Annotated in this window: 17 protein-coding genes; 1 reads left to right on the top strand and 16 read right to left on the bottom strand. The window is 36.5% G+C overall.

All coding sequences use genetic code 11. The features are described from left to right. Nucleotides 1-74: 74 nt before the first annotated feature. On the bottom strand, nt 75-500 hold the full coding sequence (locus tag AC4BB7_RS08945) for a CoA-binding protein (protein WP_086313062.1): 426 nt from the start codon (nt 498-500) through the stop codon (nt 75-77). Nucleotides 501-616: 116 nt separating this feature from the next. Here AC4BB7_RS08945 and plsY point away from each other — a divergent pair, with 116 nt between their 5' ends. Then, nucleotides 617-1249, top strand: a complete 633-nt coding sequence (gene plsY, locus AC4BB7_RS08940; RefSeq protein ID WP_086313061.1) for a glycerol-3-phosphate 1-O-acyltransferase PlsY — start codon at nt 617-619, stop codon at nt 1247-1249. A 53-nt stretch (nt 1250-1302) separates the two neighbouring features. Here the strand turns inward: plsY and AC4BB7_RS08935 are convergent, their stop codons facing one another. From AC4BB7_RS08935 to AC4BB7_RS08865, 15 genes are all read right to left on the bottom strand, one after another. After that, nucleotides 1303-2178 (bottom strand): aldose 1-epimerase family protein, encoded by an 876-nt coding sequence (locus tag AC4BB7_RS08935; RefSeq protein WP_490482788.1) that lies wholly within the window; start codon nt 2176-2178, stop codon nt 1303-1305. A 12-nt stretch (nt 2179-2190) separates the two neighbouring features. Further along, the gene (codY, locus tag AC4BB7_RS08930; RefSeq protein ID WP_086313059.1) at nt 2191-2982 is read right to left on the bottom strand and encodes a GTP-sensing pleiotropic transcriptional regulator CodY; all 792 of its coding nucleotides are present in this window, start codon (nt 2980-2982) and stop codon (nt 2191-2193) included. A gap of 122 nt (nt 2983-3104) precedes the next feature. Then, nucleotides 3105-4508 (bottom strand): ATP-dependent protease ATPase subunit HslU, encoded by a 1404-nt coding sequence (gene hslU / locus AC4BB7_RS08925; RefSeq protein ID WP_086313058.1) that lies wholly within the window; start codon nt 4506-4508, stop codon nt 3105-3107. A gap of 16 nt (nt 4509-4524) precedes the next feature. Beyond that, complete coding sequence (gene hslV, locus AC4BB7_RS08920) at nt 4525-5073, bottom strand: HslVU peptidase proteolytic subunit (RefSeq protein ID WP_086313057.1); 549 nt, start codon at nt 5071-5073, stop codon at nt 4525-4527. 144 nt (nt 5074-5217) lie between these two features. Next, the gene (xerC, locus tag AC4BB7_RS08915) at nt 5218-6117 is read right to left on the bottom strand and encodes a tyrosine recombinase XerC (protein WP_490482787.1); all 900 of its coding nucleotides are present in this window, start codon (nt 6115-6117) and stop codon (nt 5218-5220) included. Nucleotides 6118-6338: 221 nt separating this feature from the next. Next, nucleotides 6339-7664 carry an FADH(2)-oxidizing methylenetetrahydrofolate--tRNA-(uracil(54)-C(5))-methyltransferase TrmFO gene (trmFO, locus tag AC4BB7_RS08910; protein WP_086313055.1) on the bottom strand — a complete coding sequence of 442 codons (1326 nt, stop codon included), beginning with the start codon at nt 7662-7664 and terminating at the stop codon, nt 6339-6341. A 56-nt stretch (nt 7665-7720) separates the two neighbouring features. Continuing rightward, entirely contained in the window at nt 7721-9799 is a 2079-nt protein-coding gene (topA, locus tag AC4BB7_RS08905; RefSeq protein ID WP_086313054.1) for a type I DNA topoisomerase, read from the bottom strand. Nucleotides 9800-9919: 120 nt separating this feature from the next. Then, nucleotides 9920-10801 (bottom strand): DNA-processing protein DprA, encoded by an 882-nt coding sequence (gene dprA, locus AC4BB7_RS08900; protein WP_490482786.1) that lies wholly within the window; start codon nt 10799-10801, stop codon nt 9920-9922. Nucleotides 10802-10868: 67 nt separating this feature from the next. Then, nucleotides 10869-11636: a ribonuclease HII gene (gene rnhB, locus AC4BB7_RS08895; RefSeq protein ID WP_490482785.1), complete on the bottom strand. Its 768-nt coding sequence runs from the start codon at nt 11634-11636 to the stop codon at nt 10869-10871. After that, complete coding sequence (ylqF, locus tag AC4BB7_RS08890) at nt 11626-12489, bottom strand: ribosome biogenesis GTPase YlqF (RefSeq protein ID WP_490482784.1); 864 nt, start codon at nt 12487-12489, stop codon at nt 11626-11628. The genes rnhB and ylqF overlap by 11 nt, the downstream gene beginning before the upstream one ends. An 8-nt stretch (nt 12490-12497) precedes the next feature. Next, nucleotides 12498-13052 (bottom strand): signal peptidase I, encoded by a 555-nt coding sequence (lepB, locus tag AC4BB7_RS08885; protein WP_086313050.1) that lies wholly within the window; start codon nt 13050-13052, stop codon nt 12498-12500. A gap of 159 nt (nt 13053-13211) precedes the next feature. After that, a complete protein-coding gene (locus AC4BB7_RS08880; RefSeq protein ID WP_490482783.1) occupies nt 13212-14657 on the bottom strand; it encodes a S41 family peptidase in 1446 nt (481 codons plus the stop codon). A gap of 96 nt (nt 14658-14753) precedes the next feature. Continuing rightward, a complete protein-coding gene (locus AC4BB7_RS08875; RefSeq protein ID WP_490482782.1) occupies nt 14754-14972 on the bottom strand; it encodes a YozE family protein in 219 nt (72 codons plus the stop codon). Between the two features lie 4 nt (nt 14973-14976). Further along, entirely contained in the window at nt 14977-15486 is a 510-nt protein-coding gene (gene msrA, locus AC4BB7_RS08870) for a peptide-methionine (S)-S-oxide reductase MsrA (RefSeq protein WP_086313047.1), read from the bottom strand. After that, nucleotides 15483-16166 (bottom strand): YpmS family protein, encoded by a 684-nt coding sequence (locus AC4BB7_RS08865; RefSeq protein ID WP_490485134.1) that lies wholly within the window; start codon nt 16164-16166, stop codon nt 15483-15485. The genes msrA and AC4BB7_RS08865 overlap by 4 nt, the downstream gene beginning before the upstream one ends. Between the last annotated feature and the right edge of the window lie 3 nt (nt 16167-16169).

Raw genomic sequence — 16169 nt, 5'->3', positions numbered from 1 at the left:
ACAATAATACTCTAAAAGCTCTCAAAAAAAAAGAGCTTTCCTAAACGGCCACTCTTTCTTAAGATCATGTGCATCTATTTCGGCATTTCAGCTAATTCAATTTTAATGCAACGATTCATTATAATAGCATTTCTACCTGCTTTTTTCAACAGTTCCGCAGCTTCTTGACTTTCAAGACCCAATTGAGCCCAGAAAACTTTGGCATTTGTTTCTATAAAATCTTGAGCAACTTCTGGCAAAAATTCACTACGCCGGAAAATATCGACAATGTCGATTTGACCTGGTACATCTTGTAATCTCTCGTACACGTGTTCACCAAGAATTTTTTGTCCAGCTAATATGGGGTTTACAGGAATGATTTCATAACCATATTCTTGCAGTAATTTGGCTATTTTGTAGCTTGTTCGATCTTCTTTTCCGCTTAATCCAACGATAGCAATTCGTTTCGCTTGTTTTAGGTAATTAAAAATTTCTTCTTGCGAGGGGTTTTCTACAGGCATTTTGCTCATCCTTTCAAATTTCTCTTCATTTCATTATACAACGAATATTTAATTATTGTTAGCTGTTTCTATTCATGATAAAATAAATGCTAGTTTGAACGGAAAGAGGTTGCTCAATGAAATTCTTTGTGCTATTGATTATAGCTTATCTACTTGGTTCTATCCCTTCGGGTGTTTGGGTTGGAAAACTTTTTTTTAAAAAAGATCTTCGCCAATTTGGCAGCGGCAATACGGGAACGACGAATACGTTTAGGGTTTTAGGGAAAAAAGCTGGTATAGCTGTTTTACTAATGGACATTTTAAAAGGAACGTTAGCAACTAGTTTACCGCTACTATTTTCTTTGAATGTTAACCCGTTGGTTTTTGGTGTTGCAGCAGTTTTAGGTCATACATTTCCAATCTTTGCAAATTTCAAAGGAGGAAAAGCTGTCGCGACAAGTGCAGGGATGATTTTGGCTTACAATCCAGCATTTTTTGTTTATTCTGCCTTAATTTTTATTATTATGTTATACATTACTAGCATGGTAAGTTTGACTAGTATGATTAGTGCTGTATTGATTACTCTTTCAACCATTATATTGCCAGTTGCGATCCCTGCTATCTTGCCTCAATTTGATTGGTTGTTGACGATGATTGCTTTTGCTTTAACAATTTTTATTTTTATTCGTCACAAAGATAATATTAAACGAATAAAGGACGGTACTGAAAGTCGCGTACCTTTTGGGTTGGGCGCAAAAAAAGAAAACTAAAAACTAGGATACAAAGTATTATAGACTTTGTATCCTAGTTTTTTATTTCAGTCTTATTTAGCTGTAAGAGTGTATTGTGTTTTAAAGACTTCTGCTGTGGCTAATTTATTGATCCCCTTTTTGTCAACAAGGTTTCCGGTAGCATTTACTTCATCCGCAATGCCGCACCACGGCTCTATACAAACGAATGGTGCTTCTTGTGGATAAGGAGACCAAATTCCCACATAAGGCATGTCAGAGTAGCTTAAACTAATACTGTGAGGCCCTTCGTCTGTTTCAATCGTAAACGTATTGACTCCTTTAGTCTCAAAGATAATAGCGTCATTTTTGAAAAGTTCTCTACGAATATCCAGACTTGTATTTGTCTGCCCTAATGTTTTATGCTCGAAATCTGCGAAAGGTCCTGCTAAAGGAATCTGAGTACGTGATTTCTTAGGTGAAAAACTCAAATAATAATCATCAAACGTCAAACCTTGTTCTAAAGGAACGTTAAAAGCAGGATGACCGCCGATTGAAAAATACATTTCACTGTTTCCTGTATTCTCAACTTGATAATTAACCACTAAGTTATCTGCTTCTAAGGCATAAGATAGAATCAACTCAAAATCAAATGGATACACTTTTTTTGTCTCTTTATTGCTTTTTAATGATAGTGAAACTAACTCGGAACCGTGTTCGATCACTTCAAAAAGACTATCTCTAGCAAATCCGTGCTGACTCATAGGGTATGTTTGATTTTCATATGTGTATCGATCATCTTTTAGGCGACCAACGACTGGAAATAATACGGGCGCATGACGACCCCAAAAAGCTGGATCTGCTTGCCAAATGTATTCTATATTATTTTTCTTTGATTTCAAGCTAACTAGCTCAGCACCATCTTCAGCAATCGTGGCGATCAAAAATTCATTTTCAATTTGTACAGTCATTTCTACGACCTCCTACTTGTTATCTTTTTCCAATTCTTTAATAAATTGTTTGTTTAAGACTTTCAGATACGTTCCTTTCATACCTAGAGATCGTGATTCAATGATTCCGGCAGATTCTAATTTTCTTAATGCGTTCACAATCACAGAACGAGTGATTCCGATTTCATCTGCAATACTAGAGGCAGTTAGTCTACCCTCTTCACCATCTAAAGCTTTGAAAATCGCTTGGACTGCTTTTAATTCACTGTAAGATAATGTATTGATTGCCATTTGTACAGCAGTTGCACTCCGAACATTTGCCTCGATGTTTCTTGATTGTTGGTATAGGATCTGCATCCCAACAACAGTTGCGCTATATTCGGCTAAAACTAAATCATCTTCATCAAACGATTGTTCTACTCTAGCTAAAATAATTGTTCCTAAACGTTCACCTGCTCCAAACATTGGAACGATCGTTGTTAGACCAAAAGGATATTTCTCACGTAGTTCAACAGGAAAGGCAGTTAAGTCACTGGTGATTGAAATATTCGCTTCTGTTTTGACTAAGTTGTCAGCAGCATCTGTATAGCTTTGCGGAAATCGTTTTTCTTCGAACATGTGTTTAACGCGGGCATTATTCACATCTAACTTTTCGTTATACCCTAACAAAACGCCTTCGTTACTGATAATGTAGGCATTGCTATCTAAGACATCGCCTAAAATCACCGCCATTTTGTCGTATGGTAATTCTGCTTTTTGATCAAACGTATTTTTTTGTTGTAACAGTTTATTGATTTGACGGGTTTTTTCTAATAAAGTAGTCATTTTTACTCCTCCTAATTTAAAAGCTGAGCGGACTCTTCCTGCTATGAAAGTAAAGCAAGAAAAATGAAGCGTACTCTTCATTTTTCTTTTTTAGAGGAACAAGCCAGCAAAGCTAAATAATACTAAAGAATGTAGCGGCTCAAATCTTCATTTTGAACAATACTATTTAATTTTTCATTTACATAAGCTTCTGTTATTGTAATTTCACCCATTTGCATATCAGGAGCTTCAAACAGCAAATCTTCCAACAAACGTTCTAGAATCGTATGCAGACGACGAGCTCCGATATTATCAGTGTCACGGTTAACGTTAAACGCAATATTGGCGATTCGCTCGATGGCTTCTTTCGTAAAGATTACTGTGACATTCTCAGTACCGATCAAAGCAATATATTGCTTGATCAAGGCGTTATTCGGTTCTGTTAAGATTCTTACAAAATCTTCAGCTGTTAGATCGTCTAATTCAACACGAATTGGAAATCGACCTTGTAATTCAGGGATCAAGTCACTTGGTTTAGATAAATGAAATGCTCCTGATGCGATAAATAATATGTGATCCGTTTGAATTGGACCGTATTTTGTATTGACTTGTGAACCTTCAACAATAGGTAAAATATCACGTTGGACTCCTTCACGAGAAACTTCACCCGAATTTTGTTGGCTTTTGGAAGTGATTTTATCAAACTCATCTATGAAAATAATTCCGCTACTTTCGGCTAAACGAATTGCCTCACTATGAATATCGGCATCTTTGACGATTTTTGCAGATTCTTCTTTTACTAATAATTCTTGAGCTTCTTTCACTGTGACAGTTCGCTCCACTTTTTTCTTAGGAGATAGAGCTCCTAAAGTTTCGTTTAGATCTATTCCCATCTGTTCCATACCAGCATTCATAGCAGGCATTGTTTTTTTAGGTTCTTCGATTTCGATAGTGACTTCACGATTATTTAATAACCCTTTTTCGAGTTGCTCAAGAATCGTCTTACGGTTAACTTTGATCTCCTCAGTTACTTCTTCTTGTGTTTCTTGAGGTTGTTGTGTACTGTTGAACATTTGCATCATTTGTTCAAACTGATTGTTTGATGTTTGTTTTTGCTCTTTTTTAATTCCTGGTACTAGCACTTTTACCAATCGATTATTTGCTTTTTTTAAAGCTTGTGAGTAAACGCGGCTGTATTGCTGTTTTTCCACGATTTGTATAGCCTGTTCAACTAAGTCACGAACCATGGATTCCACATCTCGACCAACATAGCCGACTTCTGTAAACTTAGTTGCTTCAACTTTTATAAAAGGTGCATTCACAATTTTCGCTAAACGTCTAGCAATCTCTGTCTTTCCTACACCCGTGGGTCCGATCATCAGCATATTTTTAGGTGTTACATCTTGCTGCATTTTTTCTTCAAGTTGCAAGCGACGATATCTATTTCTTAAAGCGACTGCAACTGATTTTTTAGCTGTTTCTTGTCCAATAATATATTCATCTAATTCTTTCACAATTTCTCTCGGTGTTTTATTCAATTCATTCATGGTCATTGTCCCCCATTTACAATTCTTCTACAATAATGTTGTGATTTGTAAAGACGCAGATATCTGCGGCAATGTTTAATGCATTTTTAGCGATTTCTTTTGCAGACATTTCTTTGTCTCCGTAATGTTTCATAGCACGTGCTGCAGATAATGCAAAGTTACCGCCAGAACCGATTGCTAAAATGCCATCGTCTGGAGTGATTACTTCTCCCGTGCCCGAAACTAACAGCATTTCTTTGTCGTTCATAACGATCAACATCGCTTCTAATTTTTGCATAGATTGCTGAGTCCGCCATTCTTGAGCCAACTCAACTGCAGCACGAGTTAGATTTCCATTGTATTCGTTTAACTTACCTTCAAATTTTTCTTCTAATGTAAAAGCATCTGCTACACTTCCAGCAAATCCGACAACAACTTCATCATTGTAGATTCTGCGGACTTTTTTAGCAGTTCCTTTCATAACAACAGATTCGCCCATTGTTACTTGGCCATCACCAGCCATTGCAAATTTTCCGTCTTTTTCAACAGCACAAATCGTTGTTGAATGAAATTGTGATTCAACCATTATACTTCCTCCTAAATTTAAAAACGTAGTAGGCTTATTTACCCTTGATAGAAAATAGAGAAATATAAGAGTGGTATTTTTTGCCCCAATCATATTGTATTTTTTTCGAAGAGTTAGCCTATGAGTTTGTCAAAAATTTCCTCATTATGCACGAGGATGAAATGTTCGATAATTTTTTTGTAAGCTTTCTTTTGTTACATGGGCATAAATCTGCGTAGTAGATAAATCAGAGTGTCCCAATAGTTCTTGAACTGTTCGCATGTCAGCACCGTTGTTTAATAAATGGGTTGCAAATGTATGGCGCAACATGTGAGGATGAATATCGCTATTTAATGTACTTTTTTTAATAAGTTGATTTAAAATGTATTCAACTCCTGTTGGCGTGATTTGTGCCCCGTGATGATTTACAAAGACAAAGGCATGTTCTTGCTGATGGTTGTCCATCAAGACGGCCCGTCCGTTTTCTAAGTAGTCTTTTAATGCATCTTCAGCGAAAGAGCCAAAAGGCACATAACGGTCTTTATTCCCTTTTCCGTGAATCAACAATACATTTGCAGAAAAATCAATTGATTGTAAAGTTAAGTTTGTACATTCACTTACACGGATACCAGTTCCATAAAGAATTTCTAACAATGCTTGATTTCTCAAATCTAACGGTTTCGTTCCTTTAGCACTTTCGAATAAAGCATCCATTTCTTTTTCATAGAAGAAGCGAGGAAGGCGTAATTGTTTTTTCTTCATATGGACATAGGAAAAGGGATTTTCCTTGATTGCTTCATTTTTAAGTAAAAATTGATAAAAAGATCGTAAACTGGCAATTTTTCTACTTATAGAATTTCGACTGTATTCTTTGTCGTAGAGAAAACTAAGATAGGTTCGAATATCTAAATGATCCACCTTCAAGTACTCTGGCTCTCCAGAATTCTTTAAAAAATCAAAAAAGTTCATAATGTCTTCTTCATAAGCGATTTTAGTCTTTTCAGAATACCCACGTTCAACAATTAAATAATCTAAAAATAATTCTGGCCATTTTTTTTTCTGCATAGACACTTCCCCCAATAAATTACAAAGTAACTTTAGCATAACCATTTTGAAAAAACAAACGAATTGTCAGAATTTAATCAATATTTTCAAATTTGGTAACAATTTATTCATATTTTACTTTAAATGCTCATAAATTATAAGTGTAATTTAATTTTTTGTTCGCTTGTCAATCAATAATCAAAAGACCAAGACAAATTGAATAGTTTGTCTTGGTCTTTTGATTATTTAGTTTGTTCCACAAGATTTAGGTCTTGTGTCACTTTGGCTAACGTCGTCAATGCTCTGTCTGCGATTGCTTCATAGCGTTCTTTTTTATCTTTGATTCTTTCTGGCATTTCTGGGAATAGCCCAAAATTAGCATTCATAGGTTGGAAATGTTTGCCTTCTGCATGGGTAATATAATACGCCATACTTCCTAGAGCTGTTTCTCTTGGAAAGACTACAGGTTCTTCCCCTTTTGCTAAACGAGCAGCGTTCATTCCAGCAAGTAAACCACTAGCTGCACTTTCGACATAACCTTCAACGCCCGTCATTTGTCCAGCGAAGAACAGATTTTCTCTTTTTTGAGATTGGTATGTTGGCTTCAATAATTCTGGTGAATTCATAAAACTATTCCGGTGCATCACACCATAACGAACAAATTCAGCATTTTCTAAACCTGGAATCATTTGGAAAACACGTTTTTGTTCCCCCCACTTTAGATGTGTTTGGAAACCAACTAGATTGTATAAAGAAGCGGCTGCATTATCCTGGCGCAATTGAATAACAGCATATGGGCGTTTACCTGTCTTAGGATCTTCCAATCCAACTGGTTTTAACGGACCGAATAACATAGTTTTGATGCCACGTTTAGCCATTACCTCGATTGGCATACAACCTTCAAAGAACTTCTCTTTTTCAAAGGTTTTTAACGGGACAACTTCAGCTGAAATCAAGGCTTCATAAAATGCTTTGAATTCTTCTTCTGTCATTGGGCAGTTTAGATAAGCGGCTTCACCTTTATCGTAGCGGGATTTCAGGTATACTTTATCCATATCGATCGTTGATTTATCAACGATTGGAGCAGCTGCATCATAGAAATAGAAACCATCTGATCCATTAAACTCTTTGATTTGCTCTGCTAATGATTCTGAAGTTAACGGTCCAGTTGCAACAATCACTATTCCTTCGGGTATTGCAGTGATTTCTTCATTTTTTACAGTAATCAACGGATGATTTTTGATTTTCGCTGTAATTTCTTGTGAGAATGTATCACGATCAACTGCTAAAGCACCACCAGCGGGTACTGCTGTTTTGTCTGCACTACTAATAATGATTGAATCTAAGCGACGCATTTCCTCTTTTAACACACCCACAGCATTTGTTAAGTTGTTTCCTCGTAGTGAATTGGAACAAACTAACTCAGCAAAATTTTCTGTTTGATGGGCAGGCGTCTTTTTAACTGGACGCATTTCATAAAGGGTTACTGGGACACCAGCATTTGCAACTTGCCAAGCGGCTTCACTGCCAGCCAAACCAGCACCGATAACTGTTACAGAAGTAGACATATATTTCCTCTTTTCTTCAAAAAACCAACGGGATTTTCCGCTGGTTTTTAACTTTCTTATTTTTGAACATTTTCTTCGTAATCACCATTGATACAAACGACTTGTTTCCCGCCTTTAACTTTCTTTTCGACGAGATACTGTCCACATTTTGGACATGGACGACCGATTGGTTTGTCCCAAGAAGTAAACTCACACTCTGGATAACGACTGCAACCATAGAATAATCGATTCTTTTTAGATTTGCGTTCAATGACTTGACCTTCATTACAGACTGGACAAGTCACGCCGATTTCTTTAACGATCGCTTTAGTGTTTCGACATTCTGGAAAGTTACTACATGCAAAGAACTTGCCGTAACGTCCTAGCTTGATTACCATTGGGTGACCGCAAAGATCACAATCAAAACCTGCTGGCTCATCTTTGATCTGTATTTTTTCGATTTTTTCTTCTGCATTCGTCAACTCTTTTTCAAATGGTTGGTAGAAACGATCGACGACTTCTACCCATTTTTCTTGACCAATCCCGATTTTGTCTAAATCGCCTTCCATTGAAGCTGTAAAGTGGACATCCACAATTTGCGGGAAGAATTCAACAATCAACGAGTTGACAATTTCGCCTAATTCAGTTGGCTCAAACCGCTTATTCGTCAATTTAACATAATAACGTCTTTGAATCGTTTCTAAAGTGGGGGCATAAGTAGAAGGACGACCTACACCATTTTCTTCTAGGGCACGAATCAAGGTTGCTTCACTAAATCTTGCTGGTGGTTGTGTGAAATGCTGTTTTGGTTCGATATCAAGGGCATTCACTTTGTCACCCTCAGCCAAATCGGGAAGGATATTTTCTTTATCCTCTTTACCGTCATCACGACCTTCAACATAAACTTGCATGAACCCTTTGAATTTCACCTTAGCCCCATTGGCGATGAAAATCACGCCGTTTTGTTCTAATGTTACTTTCATTGTATCTAATACAGCAGGTGTCATTTGACTAGCAACTAAACGCGACCAAATTAAAGTATAAAGTTTTAACTGATCTTTGTCTAGGTATTGTTTGATTTCATTTGGTGTACGCATTACGCTTGATGGACGAATGGCTTCATGAGCGTCTTGAGCACCTTGAGCATTCTTCACTTTGCGTCCGCCGTGAGCTGAAAACTCACTTCCATATGTTTTTTCAATATACTCAGCTACTTCTACTTTAGCTGAATCTGCTATTCTGGTAGAATCAGTACGCATATAGGTAATCAACCCCACTGTTCCCTGTTTCCCTAGAGCAATTCCCTCATATAATTGTTGAGCGACCATCATGGTTTTTCGGGTTCTGAAGTTTAATTTTCTAGCTGCTTCTTGCTGTAGGCTACTCGTTGTAAAAGGTAGCGCAGGATTTCTCTTACGTTCTTTTTTCTCAACTTTTGTTACATCGTACTCTTTTCCTTTGATTCGTGTAGTGACTTCTTTGACGGCTTCAGCGTTTGGTAATTTTTTCTTTTTACCATCTAAGCCCCAGAAATTCGCTTTGAATTTCTTTTTCGCTTTTTGGAAATTGCCATCAATACTCCAGTATTCTTCGGGAATAAACTTACGGATGTCATTCTCACGATCAATTATGATTTTAAGAGCTACCGATTGTACACGTCCAGCACTTAGTCCTTTTTTGACTTTTCTCCATAATATTGGGCTGAGTGAATAGCCAACTAGTCGGTCTAAAATCCGACGGGCTTGTTGCGCGTCAACCAAATCTAAATTGATTGTACGTGGTTCTTTAAAAGCAGCTTTTACCGCTTCTTTTGTAATTTCATTAAATACAACACGATTTTTATCATTTAAATCCAAGCCAAGAAGGAAAGACAGATGCCAAGCAATCGCCTCTCCCTCTCGGTCCGGATCGGCTGCGAGATAAACTTTTTCGGCTTTTTTAGCAGCGGCTTTTAAACTTTTGATTACATCGCCCTTACCCCGAATTGAGATATAGTGCGGTTCATAATTATTTTCAGTATCAACGCCCATTTTACTTTTGGGTAAATCTCGAATATGCCCAACACTGGCAACAACCTTATAGTTTTTTCCTAAATATTTTTCAATCGTTTTGGCTTTAGCTGGTGATTCTACAATAACTAGATATTTATACGCCATTCAACGTGTGGCTCCTTTCGGTTTTTGTGTTTCTTCTATTATATATATCAAAATGTAGAGAACTCACAAATCGTACTTCATCATATCTATTCATCAAAGGTTTGTCAAGGATTGATACAGCTAAATCGAAAAAAACTGAATTTCATCTAAAATATCTTGAGGACAAATTGTACATTTAGCGCCTTCCTGAATAAGACCGTGACAGCCATCTGATTGAGAATTAAATAGATTGCCTGGTACCGCAAATACTTCACGCCCGTACTCTAAAGCTGCTTGTGCAGTAATTAAGGATCCACTTTTTTTCCGTGCTTCGATTACACATGTACCTAAACTTAGGCCAGCAATGATTCGATTTCTCATAGGAAAATGATATTTTCTCGGTCCTGTACCATTGGGGTATTCACTTATGACTAATTGCTCGGTCATCATTTTCCGTTGAATGTGAGCTGTTTCCTTTGGGTAGCAAATATCAAGACCAGTTCCTATCACACCTATGGTATTTCCACCATGTTGCATTGTCACCTGATGGCTAACACTATCGATACCTTTTGCCAATCCGCTAACAATCGTCAAATCATTGCTGATCATCTCAGGGATCAATTGGCGTACAACATTGATTCCATATACAGAAGCCGCTCTGGCCCCAATGAAAGACAAGCAATTTTTTTCTAAGAGTTTTGGATTCCCTTTATAGAACAATAGTACTGGACAGTTGTAAATTTGTTTTAAATAGTAGGGATAGATTGCATCTAGGATCGTGATAAAGGTATGCGACTCTTGATACACGTTCAATTCGTCTGAATCAGCTGTCCAGCGATCCCAAGATTCAGAAAATAGCTTTTGATACGTTGTGATTCCAGCAATTTGTATAATTTCTTCTTTTGAAAAATCCGTACTGTTATTATACTTCATTGAAAAATCTAACACTTTCAGCATACCTATGTTGCCAATGCCATGACAAACAGCTAACTTAAAGAGTAAATCTCGTTGTTGTTCTTCCATAAAAAAAACCTTCTTTCACAAATACTTGTTGTAATAAGTATTCGCAAAAAAAAGGTTTTTTTATTTTTTAACACATATCTTTGATTGGTGCAAAAGTCTTTCTGTGAATCGTACAGATTCCTTGCTGCTGTATTCCTAGTAAATGTTCTTTTGTACCATAACCTGCATTATTTTCAAATCCATATCCTGGATACATTTTGGCATAGTCTTCCATTAAACGATCGCGAATGACTTTTGCTACAATACTTGCCGCAGCGATTGAAATCGAGCGAGCATCCCCTTTGATAATATTTTCTTGAGGAATTTTGACATCTAATGTCATAGCGTCGATCAATAAATAATCTGGAATAAAACAAAGATCTTCCAAAGCGATTCCCATAGCCATTTTTGAAGCCTGATAGATATTGATTTCATCAATTTTATTATGGTCCACCATACCTATCCCAATTGAAATAGCTTGATTTTGAATTTCATCATAAAGCTCATCTCTTTTTTTCGCAGATAATTTTTTTGAATCATTTACACCAAGAAGTTGAAAGTTCTCAGGTAGAATAACTGCTGCTGCAACAACAGGTCCTGCAAGTGGACCTCGTCCAACTTCATCTATTCCTACAATAAGGCGATGTCCTTTTGCTCGTGCATTTTTCTCAAACGATTGCATTTCTTCAAATAATGCCAACTCTTTTTCATGTCGTTTTAGTCTTCTATCCCACTGGACTAGTGCTTGTTGAACACCACTACGCTCATCTGCTTGCCACTGTTGGATTCTTTTGTCTTCTCTGTTATCAATTGTAGTTAAGGCTGTTTTAATTTGCTGAATTGACTCAGTTTTCATTTTTTGTAGCTCCTAATTCTTCCCAACGATCTAAAGTATATGGTCCTAATTTGCTGCTGCGGATCTCTTGAATGATCATTTCACTTGCTCGATCATAATCATCATTAAATCCACGCTTTTGACTGATCAACATCAATAGTTCAGCACCTGGTAAAAAAGTTTCTTCTTGTGTTAATTTATAGCGTTCAACCAAACGCTCTGGATAAAAACGTGAAAAAAAAGCTAGTCCGTAAATAGCTAAATCATCTAAATGAAGCAGTTGATCTTTAATTGCTCCAGTTAATGCTAACTTTTTACCGATTTCTTGATCTTCAAATTTAGGCCATAGGATTCCTGGTGTATCCAATAGTTCTAGCTCAGTCCCTGAACGAAGCCATTGCTGCCCTTTAGTTACGCCAGGCTTATTACCTGTTTGGGCGATTTTTTTCCCTACCAAACGATTCATGAGTGTTGACTTTCCAACATTTGGAATACCAATACACATTGCACGGATGGCTCTTGGTTTCAATCCTTTTAAGCGTTCACGTTCAAGTTTTTCTTTCAGAGCTTTTTTGGCTTCAGGAATGATTTTATTGACTCCTTTATTCTGCTGTGCATTAATAACTAAGGTATGATAGCCTTTTTCTTGAAAATATTGCTGCCATTTCTGGTTTTGTTCTTTATCAGCTAAGTCTCCCTTGTTTAGTAAAATCAAGCGCGGCTTTTGTTGTACAATCTGATCCATCATCGGATTTCTGGATGAAAGAGGTAATCTTGCATCAATCAACTCAAAAACGATGTCAACGTATTTAATTTTTTCAGATACTTCTCTTCTAGCTTTGGCCATATGCCCTGGAAACCATTGTATTGTCATTTTATCACCTATCTTGGTATGAATTTCATATGTGTTATTGGATAATATACAAACTGAGCTTTTCCTAAAATATACTTACTTTCAACAGCACCAAAAGAACGACTGTCCTTTGACATTCGTCGATTGTCGCCTAAAACAAAATAACTATCTTTAGGTAAAACGTCTGCTGTAATAAGATTACTTAAATCAAAATCAGTTGTGTAAGGAACTGCCTCATGATCTTTTTTGATGTTTTTTTCTAGGAAAGATTCTTCAATCGGCTTGTCATTTATATAGAGTTGATCGTTGTCGTAACGAACTGCTTCTCCCGGCAGCCCGATTACTCGTTTAATATAAATGGCTCCATTTGGTAATTTAAACACTACAACATCAAAACGTTTGATTGAGGAAAATTTCTCCATCACAATCATGTCACCCTGACTCAGCGTTTTTTCCATTGAATTTCCGTCAACTGGGACAGGGATCAGAATGAAACCTCTTAATATAAATAACAAGACGAACGAAGGAATGAGTATTTTCATGAAAAAAATAAAATAGCCAATATAAGATTTTTGTTTTTCCACTCTGTTCTCTCCCTTTTTCTTGTTGATTCTATTATAAAGGAAAAACACTTGAAAAAGCGACTAATTTAAAGGAAAATTTATTCTATATGTAAGCAAAATAAGAAATAGGTGTGAAAAAGGGCATTTTCAAGTAATAGTCCCTCTTCACACCTGCTTTTGTTAGTCTTTTTTAGATATATTTTGAAGTTCTTTAATACCAGTGTCATAAGCTTGATCGTTGTTTTTAATTTTTTTTCCTATTTCAATTTCGATTTGTGCAGCAGTCTCATTGTCTACCTCTCCCGTAACAGGAAGGACACTGTCCGTTTGTAGTGCTCGAACAGCAGCTGTCGTTTGTTCTGAAAAATCACTACTGTCAGCATTAACTTCGTAGCCAAGCGCATTTAGTAAGGTGTTGACGTTTTTGACAACTGGTGAAGAATCACCTGATTTTAGAGTTTTATCTCTAGAAATTGGTGATAAGTATGCATAGTCAGGATAATCAGCCTTGACGTTAGGTTCTAGACCTTTTTCATGAATCCATTCACCTTTTGGCGTTAACCATTTTAGAACGGTTAATTTGATTTCACTCTTATCATTTAAATTTTTAACGGTTTGAACAGTCCCTTTGCCAAACGTTTTTGTTCCAATAATCTTTTTATTACCTGATTCTTTTAGGGCAGCTGCAAAAATTTCAGATGCACTTGCACTTCCCTCGTCCACCAGAACGACAGTTGGTTCCTTTACTTTAAAGCCGCCGTCTAATTTGCTAGAAGCAACATCTTCACTTGTATTTCCGTTTTTATCCTCAAATTTTACAATTGTTTTCCCATCTTCAAGGAACATGCTCGCCATTTGTTCCACCTGGTCAAGCAATCCACCGGGATTTTGGCGTAAATCGATCACAAAAGATTTTGCGCCTTCTTTTCTTAACGTTTTGATTGTTTCTTTAAGCTCGTTATAGGTATTTTCACCGAAAGAAGTAATCTTGATTGATCCGATCGTTGGCTCTTTTTTATCTAATTCACCTTTAACCGTTTCAAGTGGAATGGTATCTCGTGTAAGTTTTAATTCAAAAGTTTCTTCGCCACGCTTAATTGTTAAACGTACTTCAGTCCCCTTTTTTCCACGAATTTTGCTGACGACCTGAGACAGTGTTTTTCCTTGTGTTTCTTCATCGTCGACTTTTAAAATCGTATCGTTTGTTTTGATTCCTGCTTTAGCGGCAGGAGATCCTTCGATCGGCGCTTGAGCTACAGTCGGTAAGTCATCAGTCATTGTCATGGTTGCACCGATTCCTTCAAAACTACCCGAAAGACTTTGATCCAGCTCGTCTGCTTCTGGTTCATTCAAGTAACTGGAGTAAGGATCATCTAAGGATTCTGTCATGCCTTTTAACGCACCATCGACTAGTTTTTTCTCGTCGACTTTTCCTACATAGTTATTAACGATTTCATTATATAGATCATCAACTTTTTTTAACTCACTTGTTTGAGCAGGATTATTAGAAACTTGTTTTTTATATTGATAGTCAAAATAAATATAACTACAACCACCTGCCAAAAAAGCAACACAAGCAATTGAAATAATATATTGATGAAAAGGCACTTGTCTTTTATTTTTCATAAGCTCATCTCTTTTCTGTAAAATTATCATTGCATGTTTTCCAGTTTACCATGAATAAAAAAGAAGGAAAAGCTTTCTTTGCCTTTCCTTCTTTTTTTATTTATTGTTTTCTAGATATTTTTCCCATAAGTCATCAAAAATGTGCATATTACTTAAATAATCGGCATTCATTTCTAAATAACTAGATAGCTCATGATAGTCTTCAGACTGTTTTGGAAATTGAATATCTTTTGCTGCATCATTTGCGAATTGGCTCTCTTCGGTCTTCTTAGGAGCTCTTAGTGTCATTAAGTAGTGATAAAAACTTCTTCTCATATATTCACCAATTTTCTTCTATAAAGTTTGCTCGATTTAGATGTGCTTGTTCATATCGTTTAGGATCTTTTTGGTAAAAATCTTGGTGATATTCTTCTGCTGGGTAAAAGATACTTGCAGGTTCAATCGATGTAACGATCGGCTCGCTAAATTTGCCGCTTTCTTGTAGCTCTCGCCGACTTTTTTCTGCAATTTTTTTCTGCTCTTCATTTGTATAAAAGATAACTGGACGGTAATTATCCCCGCGATCTTCAAATTGACCTAGAGCATCTGTTGGATCTGTCTGTTGCCAATATATTTCAACTAGTTTTTCATAAGGCATTACTAGTGGGTCAAATTCAATCTCAACAGCTTCTGTGTGACCTGTAGTATGACTCAGTACTTGCTCATATGTTGGATTAGCAACGTGACCGCCCGTATAGCCGGAAACTACTGAGTGAATACCAGGTTGTGTGTCGAAAGGCTGGATCATGCACCAAAAACACCCGCCAGCAAAGATTGCTTTTTCGCTCAATTCGATTCCTCCTTCTTGTCACTGTTATCTTTTGGCAAGTATATATTCATACGAATATCATCATCCACTAGATTTATTTTTTCTGCGCGTATAAATAAACCGTTTTGCATTCTAAATTGATCTAAACGTAATAAAATCGTACTATCTTCTGGATTTACTTCTACCCAATTAGGTAATTTATAATCTCTTTGGACAAATTTTAAAATTTCTTTCATCGGTAATCCTAATGTCCCGATGGATAAGCTTTTTGCTTTTAATTGTACATTGCCATTGTCCATCACATAAGGATCAAAATAAAGGTAAAATTGGATAGGGTGTCCTAAAACTTTAAAAGTGCCATTCAACATTGCTTCATTTTCTAAATAAAATTTATAGGTGATATCTGATCCCTTTTGAAAATCACTAAGATAAAAATCGATCAACGCATTTACCTGTTTTTTCTTGGATTGAATTGCTACAACGGGTGTACCGTCTTTTTCTACTAGTTCAGGAACAGGTTTATAGTTTGGTTCACGAACCTGTGTGATTCTTACAAAAACAAAAGCTAAGCTACCAATAATCAGAGCAACTAAAACAATGAATGCTACTTTCCAACGGTTGATTGTACTTTTCACTTCAGGCGCTTTTTTTCTTCGTTTATTTTCTTTTTTCATTTCTTTTTTTTCCTCTGGTTCATTCATCAT

It is taken from the genome of Enterococcus sp. AAFC-DPL-5182, from assembly GCF_058216605.1.
The sequence above is the reverse complement of the archived record's forward strand: the minus strand, read 5'-3'. Positions and strand labels throughout refer to the sequence as shown.